This is a genomic window from Corallococcus aberystwythensis, from assembly GCF_003612165.1.
Classification (GTDB): Bacteria; Myxococcota; Myxococcia; order Myxococcales; family Myxococcaceae; genus Corallococcus; species Corallococcus aberystwythensis.
On record NZ_RAWK01000058.1, the window covers coordinates 24,054 to 40,465 of the forward strand.

The following is a 16,412-nucleotide window of genomic DNA, read 5'->3' on the forward strand; positions in this document are numbered from 1 at the left end:
ACCCTCCCCCCACGCCCGCCATCTCACGACGGCGAGCCTGCCCGCAGGCTAGCGCACGGGCGGTAGGAGGATGAACTGCCGGGCGGCCGTGCGGCGGTAATAGTACTCCTCCCGCCAGGGGTAGCGCAGCTCCTCGGGGCTCAACAATCCGGCATCCACCAATGCATCCAGCCGCTCTGGGAGGGTGCCCTTTTCCAGCTGGAACACCTCCAGCGCGGCCTCGATGCGGACGCGCTGCGCGTGGGCAATCTGACGCTGGGCGGCAGGATCTCCCAACCGGGAGGCGCCGGCCTCCGGACCCTGTCCCCCGACCCAGCGGGACGCGATGAACGCGAGCCCCGCGATGACCGCCATGGTCACCGCAATGCGGCCCACCGGGCCCGCCACCCGGGCGACCAGGCGGGTGTCCTCCGGAACCGGCGCGCGGCCCTCCGGGTCGATGGCGCGCACGTAGTCGCCCTTGACCAGGTTGTAGAGCGCCTTGCAGGTCTCGAACTCGCCCAGGCCGCAGAGGTCCACCATGCGGCGCAGGTCGCGCCCCACGGCGATCTCCTCGTAGACGTGGCGCTCCGACGGGCCGATGACGCCCAGCTCCCCGCCGTCGTCGGCGTTGGCGCGGGGCGGCGGGAGCGCCTTGACGCGCTCGAAGGTCATGTCGTCGCGGTGGATGCGCTTCCGGATGACGGGCCACTCGTCCACCATCCGGAAGCCCTCCATCAGCACCGTCTCCGCGCGCAGCGGGGTGATGCCGTCGGGGCCGGGCTCCACGGGCTCCTGGATGAACTCGTAGGTGCCCGCCTTCCAGGTGAAGAGGCGGTAGAGCGTCTCCGTCACCTGGAGCTGGGCCATGTGCTGGAAGCGCTCCGCGGTGAGGGCGTGGCTCTGCACCAGCACGTCGCCCAGCCGCTTGAGGGTGCGCTTCTGCACCTCCAGCGCCGCCTCCAGCTGCGTCTCCGTGATGATCTCGGCGCGCACCAGCATGGCGCCGATGAGCTCCTTGCGCTTCCGGGTGAGGCTTTCGGCCTTGATGATGTGGCCGTCCTGGAAGCCGACGCGCACCTCCTGGTCCTTGTTGCGCAGGTGGAGCGTGCCGGTCTTCTGCTGCTGCCCGATGAGCTGCAGGATGTCGCCGATGCCGAAGTCCTTGAGGGTGCCCTTGAGGGACATGGCTCAGGCCTCCCCGCGCTGGTGGCGGCGCAGGCCGCGCAGCGTCAGCAGGTAGATGAAGAAGAGGACGATGCCCGCGGGCACGAGCTTGAGGTACAGCGGCGCGTCCCCGTACGGGGTGCGGACGAGGCCGCGGTGGAGCACCAGCGCGGCCACGGCGAAGCTGAAGACGAAGGCGTAGAGGGCGCCCCGCACCGGCAGTCCCGTGCCCACGTGGCCCGCGCCGGACACCAGGCTTCCGAGCGCGTACGTCACCCGCTTCGTCCACGCCTGGTGGCGGTCCACCTCGCTCTGCTTGCGCGCGCGGAGCTCCTTGGGCACCTGGCTCTTGCGCGCATAGACGTGGACGCACTGGCCGCACATCGCGCTGCCCACGCCCAGGTCCTTGTCGCAGCGCTGGCACACCGCCAGGCCGCACCGCTCGCAGCCACGCGACGTCCTCACGCGCCAGGAGGCCTCGCCGAGGACGGCGGCCAGGGCCGCGAGCGCCGCGGTCAGCCCCCAGCCCACCGGCCCCTGCGGCAGGGCGGGCGACAGCCAGCGGCCCACCTGGGACTCCACGCGGGCCCCCTCCTGGGTGCCGTCCGCCAGGTCCATCCAGTCGCGCTCGGGCACCGACGGGGACAGCAGCAGGCGGTTGAGCAGGGGGCGGTCCTCCGGCGGCGGGTCACGGCGCAGGAGCGAGTCGTCCAGGGACTGGGCGGTGGCGATGGCGGAGGTGGAGCGGTCCAGCTCCTTGCCCAGCTGATCATCCGGCAGGAGCCGGGCCCGGCGCCGGTACACCTGCCCCAGGTTGTAGTGCGGCGCCGCCATGGACGGATCCGCCTTGGACGCCTGGGTGTAGAGGAGCTCCGCGCCCTCCACGTCGCCCAGGCCCAGGAGCGCGTTGCCGAAGCGCGTGAGCATCCGCGCGTCGCCGGACTTCAGGGCGGACGCGGCCTTGAAGTCCGCCCTCGCCTCCTCCAGGAGCCCCCGGCGCGATTCGTAGAAGGCCAGCGCCCCCAGCTCCTGGAAGCGCGCGGTGCGTGCCTCCGCGCGGGCGCGCACCCGGGCCGCGGCGCCTTCCGCGGACAGGCCGCCGCGCTCCAGGAGGTAGACGTCCTCCGCGGGGGTGCCGGCGAAGACGGTGAAGCGCGCCAGCGTCCCCGCCGCGAGCGGCAGGACGCCCAGGCCCATGAGCAGCACCGCGGCCACCCAGCGCTCGGCGCGGCCCACGTACAGGGCCACCGAGGCGAAGAGCACGAGCAGCACCGGCACCAAGCCCGCGCCCAGCACCGCGGGCAGCGCCAGGAGCAGGAGGCCCAACAGCCCCGACTGCCAGCGCGTCACCGCCCGGGGGAACAGGTGGTGGAAGTCATGCAGCGCGTAGCGGAACCGCCGCAGGAAGAGCACGGCGAGCACCGCCACCGCCGTGGCAGCCCACGCCGCGAGCACCAGCGCCCCCAGGTCCGTGAGGGCGGGCCTGCGGTAGCGCGCGTCCTTCGCCACCGTCATGAGCGCGCTTTTCCACTCGCCCAGCGCGCGCGGCACGTTCAGCGGATCCGCCGCCACGTACGTCTCCGCCCGGGCGAAGCGCGCGGCGGGCAGCCCCGGCGACAGGGCCACGGCCACATCCAGGAGCGCGAGCGCGCCCGTCAGGTCCCCGGCGCGGCGGCGGACCCCGGCCTCGCGCACGAAGCCCATGCTCAGCGGTTCCAGGTCGGAGGCGAGCACCTCCTCGCGCAGCGTGAGCAGTTCCTTCTGGGCCGCCTCCGCCGCCGCGCGGTCGTTGCGCGAGCGGGCCGCCTTCCACTTCTCCCAGACCGCCAGCAGTTCCGCGTCCGTCACCCTGGGCGCCATCACCGGCGTGATGGCGGGACGGGCCGGGACGATGACGACGGGCGGGGGCGGCGCGGGTTCAGCGGGCTTGACGGGCGGCGGGGCGATGACGCGGCGCCGGTTGTCGGGGCGGGGCTCGGGCTCCGGTTCCTCGACCTCCTCGGCGGCGGGGTCGTCCTGTGGATCATCCTCCGTGGCCTGGAAGGTGCTGGGGTCCGGCTCCGGCTCGATGACCTTCTCCTCGATGCGCAGGAGCGGCTCCTGCGTCAACGCAGGGGCACGCGCGGGGACAAGCAGCACGAGGCTGCAACACAGGCCGAGGAACGAGCGGAGCATCCGGGCGTCCGATGATAGGCGACAGGGCGGACGATCCGAAATCATGTGGTGCCCGGTGCCCGTGCTACAGGAGCGCGCGGCGGGGGATTTGCTCGGGAGTGAATGAATGGCGGCGCCTGGAACTGAGCTGGAACGACTGGTGGAGATCATGCGGCGCCTCAGGGCCGACGGCGGCTGCCCGTGGGACCGGGAGCAGGACCTGCGCTCGCTTCGCCCTTATCTGACCGAGGAGGCATTCGAGGTCCTGGACGAGATGGACCGCGTCTCCGACGGCGGCCCCTGGCGCCCCCTGTGTGAAGAGCTGGGGGACCTGCTCTTCCAGATCGTCTTCCACGCGCAGCTGGCGGCGGAGCTGGGCGAGTTCACGATGGCGGACGTGTGCGCGGCCATCAGCGACAAGATCACCAGCCGGCACCCCCACGTGTTCGGGGATCAGCAGGTGAAGGGCGCCGAGCAGGTGCTCGCCAACTGGGCGCAGCTGAAGGCGGAGGAGCGCAAGAAGAAGACGGGGCGCGCGGGCTCCGTGCTGGACGGCGTGCCCACCGCGGCCCCGTCCCTGCTGCGCGCGGAGCGCCTGACGGAGAAGGCCAGCCGCATCGGCTTCGACTGGCCGGACCTGCCCGGGGTGCGCGGCAAGCTGGACGAGGAGCTGCGGGAGCTGGACGAGGCCATCGCGTCGGGCGGCCGGGACGCCATCGAGCACGAGCTGGGAGACGTCCTGTTCTCGCTCGCGAACCTCGCCCGCTTCGTGAAGACCCCGGCGGAGGACGCGCTGCGCATGGCCACGCGCCGCTTCACCAGCCGCTTCCAGTACATCGAGGCGAAGCTGAACGAGGAGGGCGTCCCCTTCGGCGGCGCCACGCTGGAGCACATGGAGCGCCACTGGCAGGCCGCGAAGGCCGTGGAGAAGGCGCTGCCGCCGCCGGCCCATCCGCCTCGCGCGTCCGTGGCCACCCTGCGCCTGGCGGTGCCGGACGTGGCGGCCCAGCGGGCCTTCTGGGACGCCGTGGCCTCCTGGCTGGGCTGGGCCCCCACCCGGTCGCCGGAAGGCACGGCGGCCTACACGGGCGCGGGCCTGGGGCTCGTCTTCACGCCGGGCGCCCAGGCCCCGGCCGGCTCCCCGGTGGCCCTCACGCTGGAGGCGCCCTCCCCGGGGGCCGTCGCCCGGCTCCTGGAGCTGTTCCGGGCCCACCATCCGGAGCGCCTGGTGGCGGGCTCCAGCTCCCCAACGGGCTTCCAGTTCGCGGATCCGGCCGGGCTGCGGTGGGAATATGCCGCCCCGCCGGCTTGATTCCTCCCGCGATGGGCGCCGATGGTGCATCCTGGGGCATTCCGGGGACCTCCCGGGGGTTCCGGAACCGGAAATCCTGATCGCGATCGCACGCGTGCCTTGACGCAACGGGGGCGTCGCAGTAAGGACGGCCCCTCTTTTTCCTTGCCTTGCCTTCCGCTGGAGCATTGCCTTGGCGAACACCAAGTCCGCAGAGAAGCGTTACCGCCAGTCCCTGAAGCGCCGCGCCCGGAATGTGAATGTCCGGACGTCCGTGAAGGACGCCGTCAAGTCCGCCCGCGAGGCCATTGCCTCCAAGGACGGTTCGAAGTTGACGGACGCGCTGAAGGCGGCTTCCAAGACCCTCAACAAGGCGGCCAGCAAGGGCGTCCTCCACAAGCGCACTGCCGCGCGCCGCATCTCCCGGCTGGCCAAGGCCGCCGCGAAGAAGGCCTAGCCGTCCCGTTGCACACCGCGGGTTGAGGACCGGGCTCCCCGGTCCTCACCAGGTGCTGGCCAGCCGATCGTACCCGTCGCGCATGAGCTGTTCCGCCAGTCGCGACAGCGCGGCCTGACGGTTTGCCTCCGCTTCCAGGACGTTTCCGCGTCCCTGGAGGTAGTCCTCGGTTCCCGACACCACCGTCTCCGACAGCAGCTGTCCCTCCTTCACGAGGCGCAGCCGCACGGTCGTGGAGATGCGGTAGTTGTTGGGGATGATGGTCGGGGACGCCCAGATGTTGAGCACCGCCCCATCAATCGTGGACGTGCAGCCCGGAGCGCTGGCCAGCCGGCCCGCCTGGATGAGCTGCTGCCGCAGGTAGCGCGTGAAGAGGTTCTCCAGCCCGGGCTCCGGCGTCTCGTTGGCGAAGATGGGCGCGCACACCTGGCCCGTGCCCTCCGGCAGCGCCGAGCCCCACGGGCTGAAGCGGTAGCCGCACCCGGCCCCCAGCACCGCCGCCGCCGCCACGCCCCACCGGAACGCCTTCACCGCACCCGCCTGCACCGCGTTCCTTGAGGGCCGCATGGGCGCGCACCCTACCCGGCCGCGATCCTCCGTCAAGCACCGGGGCCGGCCCGCGCACGGCCTTGCGCTGGCTTCACATGCGGGGGCCGGCGAACGGCACGTCGCGCGCGCGGCCCGCCTCGGCCAGCGTGGCCCGGGCCGCCTGCAGTCGCGCCTCGCGGGCCGAGCCTCGTGGCGCCATGCCCAGCGGCCACCGCATCCGCGTGCCGTCATCCAGTTCCACGGTGAGGCCATGGTGACGGTAGAGCCCCGTCAGCATCACGCTGAGGACGCCCGCCATCAGGGCCATGAGCCGCACCGCCTGCGTCGGCGCCCAGAAGAGGCCCAGCGCGGTGAAGGCGAGCAGGCCCAGGGCCTCCAGGTACGGCCGCGTGTGCCACTCCAGGCGCCGCACCCGGGACCAGGGCACGTCGAGCGCCGGGCCTCCGCCCGGGCGCCCCTGGAACGACAGCTGCGTGTCATTCACCGCCAGGGCGCGCCGGTTGCCCAGGTCCACCGCCAGCGGGGCGACAGGAGGCCGCGGAGCTGGAGCCGCCGGAGACAGGGGCGGCAGGGGCGCCTCCGGCAGCTCCGCGTTGCAGAAGGCGCAGCGGCGCCGGGCCGCCGTCTGGGGGCGCCCGCAGGCGGAGCACATGACGAGCACTTCCGCGGGCACCGCCCCTCCCTCTCCCGCCGTCAGCCGACGACGAAGTTCACCAGCCGCTTGGGGACGAAGACGAACTTGCGCAGCGTCTTGCCTTCGAGGGCGGCCTTCACCTTGTCGTCCGCCTCCGCCGCCGCGCGCACCGCCGCCTCATCCGCGTCCGCCGCCACGCGCACCTCCGCGCGCAGCTTGCCGTTCACCTGCACGGCGTACGGAATCACGTCGTCCACCACGAGCGCCGGGTCGAACTCCGGCCAGGCCTCCGTGACGGTGGACGCCTTCGCGCCGTAGGCCTCCGCCAGTTCGTCCGCGATGTGGGGCGCGAACGGGGTGAGGATGCGCGCGAGCAGCCGCACTGCCTCGCCCATCGCCGCCTTCTCCGCGGGCGTCTCCGGCGTGCCCACCGCGTAGAGCGCGTTGACGCACTCCATGACGCCGGCGACGGCGGTGTTGAAGGACAGGCGCTCGATGGCCTCCGTCACGCGCTTGACGCACTTGTGCGCCGCGCGGCGCGTCTCCAGCGCCTTGCCCTCGTAGGGGCCCGAGTGCGTGGCGTCCGCCGACGAAGCATGGTGCGTGGCGGCGAGCGTCCAGACGCGCTTGAGGAAGCGGAACACGCCCTCTACCTGCTCGTGGGACCAGTCGAAGTCGCGCTCCGGCGGGCCCGCGAAGAGCACGTAGGTGCGCGCGGTGTCCGCGCCGTACTTCTGCACGATGGTGTTGGGCGCCACGCCGTTGCTGTGGCGCTTGCTCATCTTCGTGCCGTCCGCGCCGTTGACGATGCCCTGGGTGATGAGCCGCGTGACGGGCTCGTCCACCGGCGACAGCCCGAGGAGCTTCATCACCCGGGTCCAGAACCGGAAGTAGAGCAGGTGCATCGTGGCGTGCTCGGGGCCGCCCACGTAGATGTCCACCGGCAGCCAGTGCTTCCCCTCCTTCGGATCGAAGGGTGCCGCGTCGTAGTTCGGCGAGAGGTAGCGCGCGAAGTACCAGGTGGAGTCGACGAAGGTGTCCATCGTCTCCGCCTCCCGGCGCGCGGGGCCGCCACACTTCGGGCACGAGGTGTTGACGAAGGACGGCACCTTCGCGAGCGGCGGCTCGCCCATGCCGGTGAGCACCGTCTGCGTGTCGATGTCCGGCAGCCGCACCGGGAGCTGATCCACTGGGACGGGGATGCCCTGATGCTGCGGATCGCACTTCTCGCAGTAGACGATGGGGATGGGCGTGCCCCAGTAGCGCTGGCGGCTGAAGCCCCAGTCCTTCTGACGGTACGTCACCGCCGCCGTCCCCTGCCCCTGCGCCGTCAGCTTCGCGGTCAACGTCCGGCGCGCCTCGGCGGAGGGCATCCCGGAGAACTCACCGGAGTCCACCAGCACGCCGTCGTCCGTGAAGGCCTCCGTCAGCGTCTCGCCGGCACCGAGCTTGTCGCCGGACGCGGGCTGGATGACGACGCGTACGGGCAGCGCGTACTTGCGCGCGAAGGCGAAGTCGCGCTCGTCGTGCGCCGGTACGCTCATCACCGCGCCGGTGCCGTAGTCGCTCACCACGAAGTTGGCGATCCAGATGGGCACCGGCTGGCCCGTCACCGGGTTGAGCGCGTGGCCACCGGTGAAGACGCCCTCCTTCTCCGCGTCCTCGCCCAGCCGCTCCGTCTTGCTCTGGGCGGCCATCTTCTTCGCGAACGCTTCCACGTCCGCGCGGCGGTCCGCCGTCGTCACCTGGGCGACGAGCTTGTGGTCCGGCGCGAGCACCACGTAGGTGCAGCCGAAGAGCGTGTCCACGCGGGTGGTGAAGACGCGCAGCGCGGCGTCATGCCCCTGCACCCGGAAATCCACCTCCGCGCCGTCCGAGCGGCCAATCCAGTGGCGCTGGGCGGCGGTGATGCGGTCCGGCCACTCCTTGAGCGTGTCGAGCGCGTCGAGCAGGTCCTGCGAGTACTTCGTGATGCGGAACGCCCACTCGGGCATCTCCTTGTCCTGCACCTCCTTGCTGCACCGCTCGCAGTGGCCGTCCTTCACCTGCTCGTTCGCGATGACGGTGAGGCAGCCGGTGCACCAGTTCACCTTGCTGAAGCGGCGATAGACGAGCCCGCGCTCGAGCATCTGGAGGAAGAACCACTGGTTCCAGCGGTAGTACTCCGGCTGGCTGGTGTTGACCTCGCGCGTCCAGTCGTAGCTGTAGCCGAGCGTCTTGATCTCCGCCTTGAACGACTCGATGTTCTCGCGGGTGCGGATGGCCGGGTGGACGCCGTCCTTGATGGCCGCGTTCTCCGCCGGCAGGCCGAAGGCGTCCCAGCCCATGGGGTGCAGCACGTCAAAGCCGCGCATCTGGTAGTAGCGCGCGTAGACGTCCCCGATGAGGTAGTTGCGCACATGCCCCATGTGCATCTGGCCGCTGGGGTACGGCAGCATCTCCAGGACGTACTTCTTGGGGGCGTCCGGACGCCTGCCTGCCCGGAAGAGACCCTCCTCTTCCCAGCGGGTCTGCCACTTTCCTTCAATCGACTGCGGCTCGTAACGCTCGTTCATCGCCATGGCTCCTCGGACTCTTAGCGGGAGGTAGGACACGCGGGCAACAAGTCTTGGCGCGTCGAAAGCCTGGACGGCTGGCGCCCCCGGGCTCCTGACCGGGCGGCCGTGTAGGAGGGGCCCCAAGGACAGCCCTGGCCGGGGTGGGCCTCGCTCGGTGCTTGCCCTCGGGGCCGGGCGCGACTAACTCGCCTTCCCGGTCTGGAGCAGAGGGAGAGCACCATGCAGGTCGTGAGTGTGAAGCAGGCCCTGTCGGGGGCCGTCGAAGCGGGCGCGAAGGTGGAGGTGCGCGGCTGGGTGCGGACGCGTCGCGACTCCAAGGCGGGCATCAGCTTCGTCAACGTGAGCGACGGGTCGGTCTTCGACCCCATCCAGGTCGTCGCGCCCAATTCGCTGGCCAACTACGAGAAGGAGATCCTCCGCCTCACCGCGGGCGCCTCCGTCATCTGCCGGGGCACGCTGGTGCAGTCCCAGGGCAAGGGGCAGGCGTTCGAAATCCAGGCGGATGAAGTCCAGGTGCTGGGGCTGGTGGACGACCCGGACACCTACCCCATCCAGCCCAAGCAGCACACGCTGGAGTTCCTGCGGGAGGTGGCGCACCTGCGCGTGCGCACCAACACCTTCGGCGCCATCACGCGCGTGCGCAACGCTGCGGCGCAGGCGGTGCACCGCTTCTTCCACTCCGAGGGCTTCTGCTGGGTGAACACGCCCATCATCACCGCCAGCGACGCGGAAGGAGCCGGGCAGATGTTCCGCGTGTCCACGCTGGACGCGACGAACCCGCCGCGCGGGCCGGACGGCAAGATTGACTGGGGCAAGGACTTCTTCGGCAAGGAGGCCTACCTCACCGTGTCCGGGCAATTGAACGTGGAGGCGTACTGCCTGGCCATGTCCAAGGTCTACACGTTCGGCCCCACGTTCCGCGCGGAGAACAGCAACACCACGCGGCACCTGGCCGAGTTCTGGATGATTGAACCGGAGATCGCCTTCGCGGACCTCAACGAGGACGCGCTGCTGGCGGAGCGGTTCCTCAAGTATGTGTTCAAGGCCGTGCTGGACGAGTGCGCGCCGGACATGAAGTTCTTCGAGGAGCGCCAGCAGAAGGGCGTCACGGAGCGGATGGAGAAGTTCATCGGCTCCAGCTTCGAGCGCATCGACTACACGGAGGCCGTCTCCATCCTCCAGAAGGCGAAGAAGAAGTTCGAGTACGCGCCGGAGTGGGGCAAGGACCTCCAGACGGAGCACGAGCGCTACCTCACCGAGGAGCACGTGGGCCGGCCCGTGGTGGTGATGAACTACCCGGAGGCCATCAAGGCCTTCTACATGCGCATCAACGAGGACGGGAAGACCGTGGCCGCCATGGACGTGCTCGCCCCGGGCATTGGCGAAATCATCGGCGGCAGCCAGCGCGAGGAGCGCCTGGACGTGCTGGACGCGCGCATGCGGAAGTTCGGCCTCGATCCCGCGCACTACCAGTGGTACCGCGACCTGCGCCGCTACGGCACGGTGCCGCACGCGGGCTTCGGTCTGGGGTTCGAGCGGCTCATCGTCTACATGTGCGGCCTGCAGAACATCCGCGACGCCATCCCCTACCCGCGCGTGCCGGGCTCCGCGACGTTCTAGCCCGCGCCGCGACGCACTGAAGTCAGCAAGGGCCTCCCGTGGCGCGTTCCCGGGAGGCCCTTCGTGTCTCAGCCCTTCGGCTTGATGCCCGCTCGCTCCTGGGCGAGCGCTCCGAGCGCGGACCAGTCCTCGTCTCCGCGCCCCTGCGCGACGCCGGTGAGGAAGTGGTCGCGCAGCAGGCTCGCGAGCGGCAGCGGCACCTCCGCGGCCCGGCCTGCTTCAAGCGCCAGCGTCACGTCCTTGAGGCCCAGGCGCAGCGCGAAGCCCGCGGGCGAGTACTGCCCCTTCGCGATGGCGCCCGCGTAGTTCTCGAAGATGGGCGCCTTGGCGAAGACGGACTTGAAGACGTCCAGGAACGCGGCGCGCTCCACGCCGCACTTCTCCGAGAGCGCGAAGGCCTCCGACAGGGCCTCCATCATCGACGCGATGAGGAAGTTGCCGGACAGCTTCACGGTGTTCGCGGCGGACGGCCGCTCTCCCAGCTCCGTGAGGCCGCGCCCCAGGGCCGTGAGCAGCGGGCGCACGCGCTCCACCTGGGCCTTGGGTCCGGCGGCGACCACCCAGAGCTGCTTGCCCGCGGCGGCTTCGGGCCGGCCGAAGACGGGGGCGGAGACGTAGCCCTGCCCCGCGTCCGTGTGCGCCTTCGTCAGGCGCTCCGACAGCGCGACGGAGATGGTGCTGGAGGAGACGTGGATGGCGTTCTTCGGAAGGGCGCTGACGACGCCGTCACGGCCCAGCACGGCCTCCTCCGCGGCGTGGTCGTCCGCGAGCATGGACACGACGACCTCCGCGTCACGAGCGGCGTCCGCGGGCGTCTTCGCCACGCGCGCGCCCTGCTGCTTCAGCGGGTCCGCCTTGGATTCGGTGCGGTTCCAGACGCTGAGCTCGTGGCCCGCGCTGACCAGGTTCTTCGCCATGGGCGTGCCCATGTTCCCCAACCCGATGAAGCCGACCTTCATGGAGATGCTCCCTTCGCGTTCACGCTTCGTTCGACTGTTCTTCGGACACGTCCAGCCGCTCGAAGGCGCGGCCCAGGACGGCGACGCCCAGCGCCACCTCCGCGAAGAGTGCTCCTGACGCCGCCAGCCCCGCGAGCGGAACCGCCCAGCGCCCCATGACAGTGAACAGCGGATAGCCCACGAGGAGGGCCACCACCGCCGCGGGCAACAGTCCCAGGAACGTCACCACCAGCGTGCCCACCAGCGTGAGCAGCCGCTGGCCCAGGGCCTCCACGCCGCGCGCCCGCTCGGAGTCCGCCGGAATCCACGCGGGCAGCAGCACCACCGCCGCGTTCTGTACGAACAGCCCCGCGAGCCCCAGTGCGGGCAACACCGGCAGGAGCCCCAACACCACCGGAACGGACCACGGCGCGAGCGTTTCGTCGTCCGTGCCCACGCCCAGCACCAGCGCCACGAGCAACATCACCCACTGCGCCACGCCCAGCGTCAGCGCGGACGCCGCCAGCTCCGCGCCCACCACCTGCCGCCCCGTGAGCGGCAGCGCGCGCAAGAGCTCCAGCTTGGGCAGGTCCATGCGCAGGTCGGTGCGGAACGCGCTCGGGCCAATCACGGCCATGGCCACCGCGACCATCAGCGCCATGGGTCCCAGGAACTCACGGCTGTTGGAGAACAGCCGCGTGTCCCCCATCACCAGCGCGAACACGGCGCCCAGGACGCCGAAGGCCAGCAGCATCACCAGCCCGCTGCCCATGCGCCTGCGCGCGATGAGGTTCTTCCACAAGAGCGCCACCTCCGGACGCCCCCGGGCCTTGAGCACGAAGGGCACCCGCCCCACGCGCAGGTTCCCCGCACGCGCGGACCGCTGGGCCCGCTGCCGCGTCCGTGCGTCCGCCCCGGCCACCGCCGAGTCCTCGAAGGGCACCTCCACCGCGAGCACCCAGGCGTAGTGCGCCACGAGCAGCGCCAGCGACGCGGGCAGGTAGCGCAGGAACCCCTCCCTGCTGCGCGCCATCGACGGAGCCACCAGCGCCCGGCCTGGCCACAGCACCGCTCGGGGCCCGGGGGCGTTGAGCACGTCGCGCAGCCACTCGCGCACGGCGAAGGGCGCGGAGAGGTTCTCCGGCATCGGGTGCTCGCTCAGGGTGGACAAGAGCGTGCCCATCACCGCCACGAGGACGAGCGCCACCACCGCCCACCGCACCACGCTGCCCCAGCGCCCGCGCGACACGAGCCACGCACGCACGAAGGACGCCGCGGTGCCGTGCAGGTACAGCGTCCCCATGGCCAGCGCCGCGCCCAGGAAGAAGAGCACCGGCCTTGGACTGGTGAAGCGTCCCACGAAGAGGGTCGCCGCCAGCGCCGCGAGCATGGCGCTCAAGAGGCCGCGCAGGAGCTTGTAGTGCAGCAGCGCCTGGCGCGTGACGGGCGCGGTGAAGAACGTCTGCACCTCCGTCTGGGTGAAGGTCAGCGCCGGCCGGTCCGCGCCCAGCACCCACGCCGTCACCAGCGTGCCCAGCACCGACACCTCCAGCGAGAACTCCGCGAACAGCCTCGCGTTGGGGGACACCGCGCGGCCCGTGCCCTGGACGAAGACGCTGCGCCCCACCAGCGAGTACAGGTACGCGAGCCCCACCGCCGCGCCCAGGAGGTAGCGCGGGCGCTTCAGCCGTTGCACCTGGCGCACCACCCGGTTGCGCCACGTCCTCACCCAGAGGAACGCCACCGCGCTCGGAAAGCTCACGCCGGTTCGTTCCCCCGCGCTTCCTCTTCCTCCGACGCCGCGCTGGTGATGCGCACGAACAGCTCCTCCAGCGACGCGCCGTCCCCTGCCCCGCCCGCCATCTGCTCGCGGATCTGCGGCAGCGAACCCAGCGCCACCGCGCGTCCTCCGGCGATGACGAGCAACCGGTGGCACAGCTCCTCCACCAGCGGCAGCAGGTGCGACGACAGCACCAGCGCCGTGCCCTCCTCCGCCCGGCGGCGCAGCGAGGCCTTCATCCGGCGGATGCCCAGCGGATCCAACCCCGTCAGCGGTTCATCCAGGAGGATGAGCCGGGGCTGGTGCAGGAAGCCGCACGCGATGGACAGCTTCTGCTTCATGCCCCGCGACAGCTCACCGGGCAGCGACTTCTCCCGGCCGGTGAGCTCCATCTCCTCCAGCAGCGCGCGGCCCCGCTCCTCCCAGTCCTCCACGCCGTAGAGGCGCGCGGTGAAGTTCAGGTGCTCCCAGACGGTGAGGTACTCGAAGAAGCGCGGCTCGTCCGGCAGGAACGCCAGCCGCCGCTTCGCCTCCACCGGCGCCACCGACAGGTCGTGCCCCGCCACCCGCACGCGCCCCACGGAGGGCGGAAGGATGCCGGCCAGGCACCGCAGCGTGGACGTCTTGCCCGCGCCGTTGGGACCCACGAGGCCCAACACCTCGCCCGGTGCCACCTGGAAGGACAGCCCGCGCACCGCCCGCACCGCGCCGTACGTCTTCTCTAGCCCCTCGACGTCCAGCGCCGGTTCCATGCGTGCCCTTGGGCCTCCTGGTCGAAGCTCAGCCGAGCTTCAGGAGTTCCTTCACCGTGTCCAGCACGACGCGGGCCTGCACGGGCTTCACCAGGTAGGCCGTGGCGCCCAACGCCATGGCGCGCTCCCGGTCCGCGGCCGCGCCCTCCGTCGTCACGACGACGATGGGCACCGCCCGGTGCGCGTCCGTCTGGCGGATGTGGTGGATGAGCTTCAGCCCGTCCATCAACGGCATGTTGATGTCCGTCATCACCAGGTCGAAGCGCCCCTGCGTGGCGAGCTTCTTCAGCCCCTCCACGCCGTCCTGCGCCTCGATGCAGACCACGTCCGTCAGGCGCTGGAGCGCGTACATGATGCTGCGGCGCATGGCCTGCGAGTCATCCACCACCAGCGCGCGGATCTGCTGCGACATGGCTCCCAGCCTAGCACCCGCGCGCCGCCCGGCCCGGGTTTGTGCGGCGGCTGTCCTGCAACGGGCGATTCACTGCCCGGAAGACTGCTTGCGGCGGCGCACCAGCAGGGCCAGCTCCGCACCGATGTCGTCCAATGGAAGCACCCGGGTCACCGCCCCGGTGGCGACCGCCTCCTTGGGCATGCCGTACACCACCGCCGTGTCCTCGGACTCGGCCCACGTCTCGCCGCCCTCGCGGCGGACGGCACGCACGCCCTGGGCTCCGTCCGCGCCCATCCCCGTCAGCACCACCGCCACCGCCCGTGGGCCCAGCACCTCCGCCGCGCTCTCGAAGAGCCGGTCCACCGACGGGGCGTACTTCTCCGAGGGCACCGGCGACGGCGTGCGCAGCTCCAGTCGCCCGGTGCGGTCCGACAAGAGCAGGTGCCGCCCGCCCGGCGCGATGTAGACGTGGCCCGGCGTCACCACGTCGCCCTCGCACGCCTCCGTCACCGTGAAGGGACCAATGCGGTCCAACCGCTCCGCGAAGGCCCGGGTGAACTGCGCCGGCATGTGCTGGCCCACCAGCACGCTGACGGCCGGCTCTGCGGCCAGCCCCTCCAGCAGCCGCTGCACCGCGGGAGGCCCGCCCGTGGACGCGCCCACGGCGATGACCTGCGGCACCTCCCCGGACAGCACGGCGCTGCGCAGCGCGGCCCCGGGGCGTCCGCCGGACTTCGCGTGCCGGGCCGCGTGCACCTTGTCGAGCAGCTCGCGCCGCAGGTGCTCCAGCGCCGCCGGTGTGCCCTGGGGCGGCTTGGCGATGAAGTCGACCGCGCCCAGTTCCAGCGCCTTGAAGATGTCCGACTTGTGCGCGTAGCTGGAGATGACGATGACGGGCGTGGGCGACGCGCTCATGAGCAGGCGCAGGAAGGTGTGGCCGCCCAGCCGGGGCATCTCCAGGTCCAGCGTCACCACGTCCGGCTTCAGCTCCAGGACCTTCTTGAGCCCCTCCTCGCCGTCACCCGCCCAGTCCAGCACCCGCACGTCGGAGGAGGACTCCAGCAGCGTGGTGAGCGTGCGGCGGTTGGTGGCGGAGTCGTCGATGACGAGCACCGTGAGCGGGCGTGACATCAGCGGCCCTCCCCGCCCGGAAGCTCGGGCCGGCGGTAGACGAGGTCACCCTTCAGGTGCACCAGCTCGAAGTCCGCGCCCAGGCTGAGCAGGTTCTCCGCGTGGCCCAGGAGCAGGTAGCCCCCGGGACAGAGCCTGTCTCGGATGACGCCCAGCACGCGGCGGCGCGCGGCCTGGTCGAAGTAGATCATCACGTTGCGGCAGAAGACGACGTCCGTGCGCGGCACCAGCTGGCTGCCCGCCACGTCCGCCAGGTTGTGGTGGCCAAAGCTCACCCACGCCTTCACGTCGTCGCGCACGCGGACGCGGTTCACCCCCACGGGGATGAAGTAGCGCTCCAGCAGGTCCGGCGCCGTCGCGCGCAGGGCGCTGGGGCCGTACTCGGCGCGGCGGGCCACGGCCAGCACGCGGCGCGACAGGTCCGTGCCAATCACCTCCACGTCCCAGTCGTTGAAGCGCCCGCTGTCCTTCAGCAGCATGGCCAGCGTGTAGGCCTCCTCGCCGGAGGAACACCCCGCCGACCACAGGCGCAGCCGCCGCGTGTGCGCGTTGCGCTTCTCCAGGATGGGGAGCAGCTCCTCGCAGAAGGCCTTGAGCTGCGCGGGTTCGCGGAAGAAGTACGTCTCGTGCGTGGTGAGGGACTCCACCGCGGCTTCCAGCTCCGCGTGGCGCTGGGCGTCGTAGCGCAGGTAGCGGTGGTAGGAGCCGAAGTCCTGGATGCCCAACGCCTCCAGCCGGGGCCACAGCCGGCGCTCCATCACGAACTTCATGTTCTCGTGGATGAGGATTCCGCAGTGCGCGTAGACGTGGTCGCGCAGCAGCCGGAACTCCTCCAGCGTCATCTCCGGGCGGCCCTCGTCGAAGCGTGGCATCCGAGTCCTCCCCTCACCGCTCCGACAACCGGGCCACCGCGTCCGACAGCGCCACCCGGGCCAGCGCGTCCTGCTCCACCGACAGCGCCTGTTCGAGCGCGGGGAGGCACTCCGGCCGCCCCAGCCCGCCCAGCAC

The 16,412-nt window shown here is 71.4% G+C and carries 14 protein-coding genes; 3 read left to right on the forward strand and 11 right to left on the reverse strand.

Annotated features, from left to right (window positions below; genetic code table 11):
• Window positions 1-48 precede the first annotated feature (48 nt).
• Both D7W81_RS11925 and D7W81_RS11930 read right to left on the reverse strand, forming a co-directional pair.
• Window positions 49-1,167 (reverse strand): DUF4388 domain-containing protein, encoded by a 1,119-nt coding sequence (locus D7W81_RS11925; protein ID WP_120555479.1) that lies wholly within the window; start codon window positions 1,165-1,167, stop codon window positions 49-51.
• A gap of 3 nt (window positions 1,168-1,170) precedes the next feature.
• On the reverse strand, window positions 1,171-3,321 hold the full coding sequence (locus D7W81_RS11930; RefSeq protein WP_120555480.1) for a tetratricopeptide repeat protein: 2,151 nt from the start codon (window positions 3,319-3,321) through the stop codon (window positions 1,171-1,173).
• 106 nt (window positions 3,322-3,427) lie between these two features.
• On the opposite strand from D7W81_RS11930, the gene mazG reads away from it, so the two are divergent.
• A complete protein-coding gene (gene mazG, locus D7W81_RS11935; RefSeq protein ID WP_120555481.1) occupies window positions 3,428-4,612 on the forward strand; it encodes a nucleoside triphosphate pyrophosphohydrolase in 1,185 nt (394 codons plus the stop codon).
• A gap of 172 nt (window positions 4,613-4,784) precedes the next feature.
• The gene (rpsT, locus tag D7W81_RS11940; protein ID WP_120555482.1) at window positions 4,785-5,048 is read left to right on the forward strand and encodes a 30S ribosomal protein S20; all 264 of its coding nucleotides are present in this window, start codon (window positions 4,785-4,787) and stop codon (window positions 5,046-5,048) included.
• A 45-nt stretch (window positions 5,049-5,093) separates the two neighbouring features.
• Here rpsT and lptE read toward each other — a convergent pair whose 3' ends face one another.
• The 3 genes from lptE to leuS all read right to left on the reverse strand — a co-directional run bounded on the left by lptE (window position 5,094) and on the right by leuS (window position 8,792).
• On the reverse strand, window positions 5,094-5,615 hold the full coding sequence (lptE, locus tag D7W81_RS11945; RefSeq protein ID WP_120555483.1) for an LPS assembly lipoprotein LptE: 522 nt from the start codon (window positions 5,613-5,615) through the stop codon (window positions 5,094-5,096).
• Between the two features lie 73 nt (window positions 5,616-5,688).
• The gene (locus D7W81_RS42770; RefSeq protein ID WP_167508053.1) at window positions 5,689-6,270 is read right to left on the reverse strand and encodes a hypothetical protein; all 582 of its coding nucleotides are present in this window, start codon (window positions 6,268-6,270) and stop codon (window positions 5,689-5,691) included.
• A 20-nt stretch (window positions 6,271-6,290) separates the two neighbouring features.
• Window positions 6,291-8,792, reverse strand: coding sequence for a leucine--tRNA ligase (gene leuS / locus D7W81_RS11960; RefSeq protein WP_120555486.1), 2,502 nt, complete (start codon window positions 8,790-8,792; stop codon window positions 6,291-6,293).
• A gap of 216 nt (window positions 8,793-9,008) precedes the next feature.
• Between leuS and asnS the strand changes: the two genes are divergently transcribed.
• On the forward strand, window positions 9,009-10,409 hold the full coding sequence (asnS, locus tag D7W81_RS11965; RefSeq protein WP_120555487.1) for an asparagine--tRNA ligase: 1,401 nt from the start codon (window positions 9,009-9,011) through the stop codon (window positions 10,407-10,409).
• 68 nt (window positions 10,410-10,477) lie between these two features.
• On the opposite strand, the gene D7W81_RS11970 is transcribed toward asnS, so the two are convergent.
• The 6 genes from D7W81_RS11970 to D7W81_RS11995 all read right to left on the reverse strand — a co-directional run bounded on the left by D7W81_RS11970 (window position 10,478) and on the right by D7W81_RS11995 (window position 16,276).
• The gene (locus D7W81_RS11970; protein ID WP_120555488.1) at window positions 10,478-11,368 is read right to left on the reverse strand and encodes an NAD(P)-dependent oxidoreductase; all 891 of its coding nucleotides are present in this window, start codon (window positions 11,366-11,368) and stop codon (window positions 10,478-10,480) included.
• Between the two features lie 19 nt (window positions 11,369-11,387).
• Entirely contained in the window at window positions 11,388-13,109 is a 1,722-nt protein-coding gene (locus D7W81_RS11975) for a putative ABC exporter domain-containing protein (RefSeq protein ID WP_120555489.1), read from the reverse strand.
• Complete coding sequence (locus D7W81_RS11980) at window positions 13,106-13,879, reverse strand: ABC transporter ATP-binding protein (RefSeq protein ID WP_120555490.1); 774 nt, start codon at window positions 13,877-13,879, stop codon at window positions 13,106-13,108. Before D7W81_RS11980 ends, D7W81_RS11975 begins: the two co-directional genes overlap by 4 nt.
• 28 nt (window positions 13,880-13,907) lie before the next feature.
• Entirely contained in the window at window positions 13,908-14,291 is a 384-nt protein-coding gene (locus D7W81_RS11985; RefSeq protein ID WP_120555491.1) for a response regulator, read from the reverse strand.
• 69 nt (window positions 14,292-14,360) lie between these two features.
• Window positions 14,361-15,404 (reverse strand): protein-glutamate methylesterase/protein-glutamine glutaminase, encoded by a 1,044-nt coding sequence (locus D7W81_RS11990; protein ID WP_120555492.1) that lies wholly within the window; start codon window positions 15,402-15,404, stop codon window positions 14,361-14,363.
• The gene (locus tag D7W81_RS11995; RefSeq protein WP_208721271.1) at window positions 15,404-16,276 is read right to left on the reverse strand and encodes a CheR family methyltransferase; all 873 of its coding nucleotides are present in this window, start codon (window positions 16,274-16,276) and stop codon (window positions 15,404-15,406) included. The genes D7W81_RS11990 and D7W81_RS11995 overlap by 1 nt, the downstream gene beginning before the upstream one ends.
• Between the last annotated feature and the right edge of the window lie 136 nt (window positions 16,277-16,412).

What these genes read in the sequence shown, in the direction of transcription:
- D7W81_RS11990 (WP_120555492.1), bottom strand. Translation starts at nt 15,404, where the DNA reads ATGTCACGCCCGCTCACGGTGCTCGTCATCGACGACTCCGCCACCAAC.
- D7W81_RS11925 (WP_120555479.1), bottom strand. Translation starts at nt 1,167, where the DNA reads ATGTCCCTCAAGGGCACCCTCAAGGACTTCGGCATCGGCGACATCCTG.
- D7W81_RS11970 (WP_120555488.1), bottom strand. Translation starts at nt 11,368, where the DNA reads ATGAAGGTCGGCTTCATCGGGTTGGGGAACATGGGCACGCCCATGGCG.
- D7W81_RS11980 (WP_120555490.1), bottom strand. Translation starts at nt 13,879, where the DNA reads ATGGAACCGGCGCTGGACGTCGAGGGGCTAGAGAAGACGTACGGCGCG.
- leuS (WP_120555486.1), bottom strand. Translation starts at nt 8,792, where the DNA reads ATGGCGATGAACGAGCGTTACGAGCCGCAGTCGATTGAAGGAAAGTGG.
- mazG (WP_120555481.1), top strand. Translation starts at nt 3,428, where the DNA reads ATGGCGGCGCCTGGAACTGAGCTGGAACGACTGGTGGAGATCATGCGG.
- D7W81_RS11930 (WP_120555480.1), bottom strand. Translation starts at nt 3,321, where the DNA reads ATGCTCCGCTCGTTCCTCGGCCTGTGTTGCAGCCTCGTGCTGCTTGTC.
- lptE (WP_120555483.1), bottom strand. Translation starts at nt 5,615, where the DNA reads ATGCGGCCCTCAAGGAACGCGGTGCAGGCGGGTGCGGTGAAGGCGTTC.
- asnS (WP_120555487.1), top strand. Translation starts at nt 9,009, where the DNA reads ATGCAGGTCGTGAGTGTGAAGCAGGCCCTGTCGGGGGCCGTCGAAGCG.
- D7W81_RS11995 (WP_208721271.1), bottom strand. Translation starts at nt 16,276, where the DNA reads ATGCCACGCTTCGACGAGGGCCGCCCGGAGATGACGCTGGAGGAGTTC.
- D7W81_RS11985 (WP_120555491.1), bottom strand. Translation starts at nt 14,291, where the DNA reads ATGTCGCAGCAGATCCGCGCGCTGGTGGTGGATGACTCGCAGGCCATG.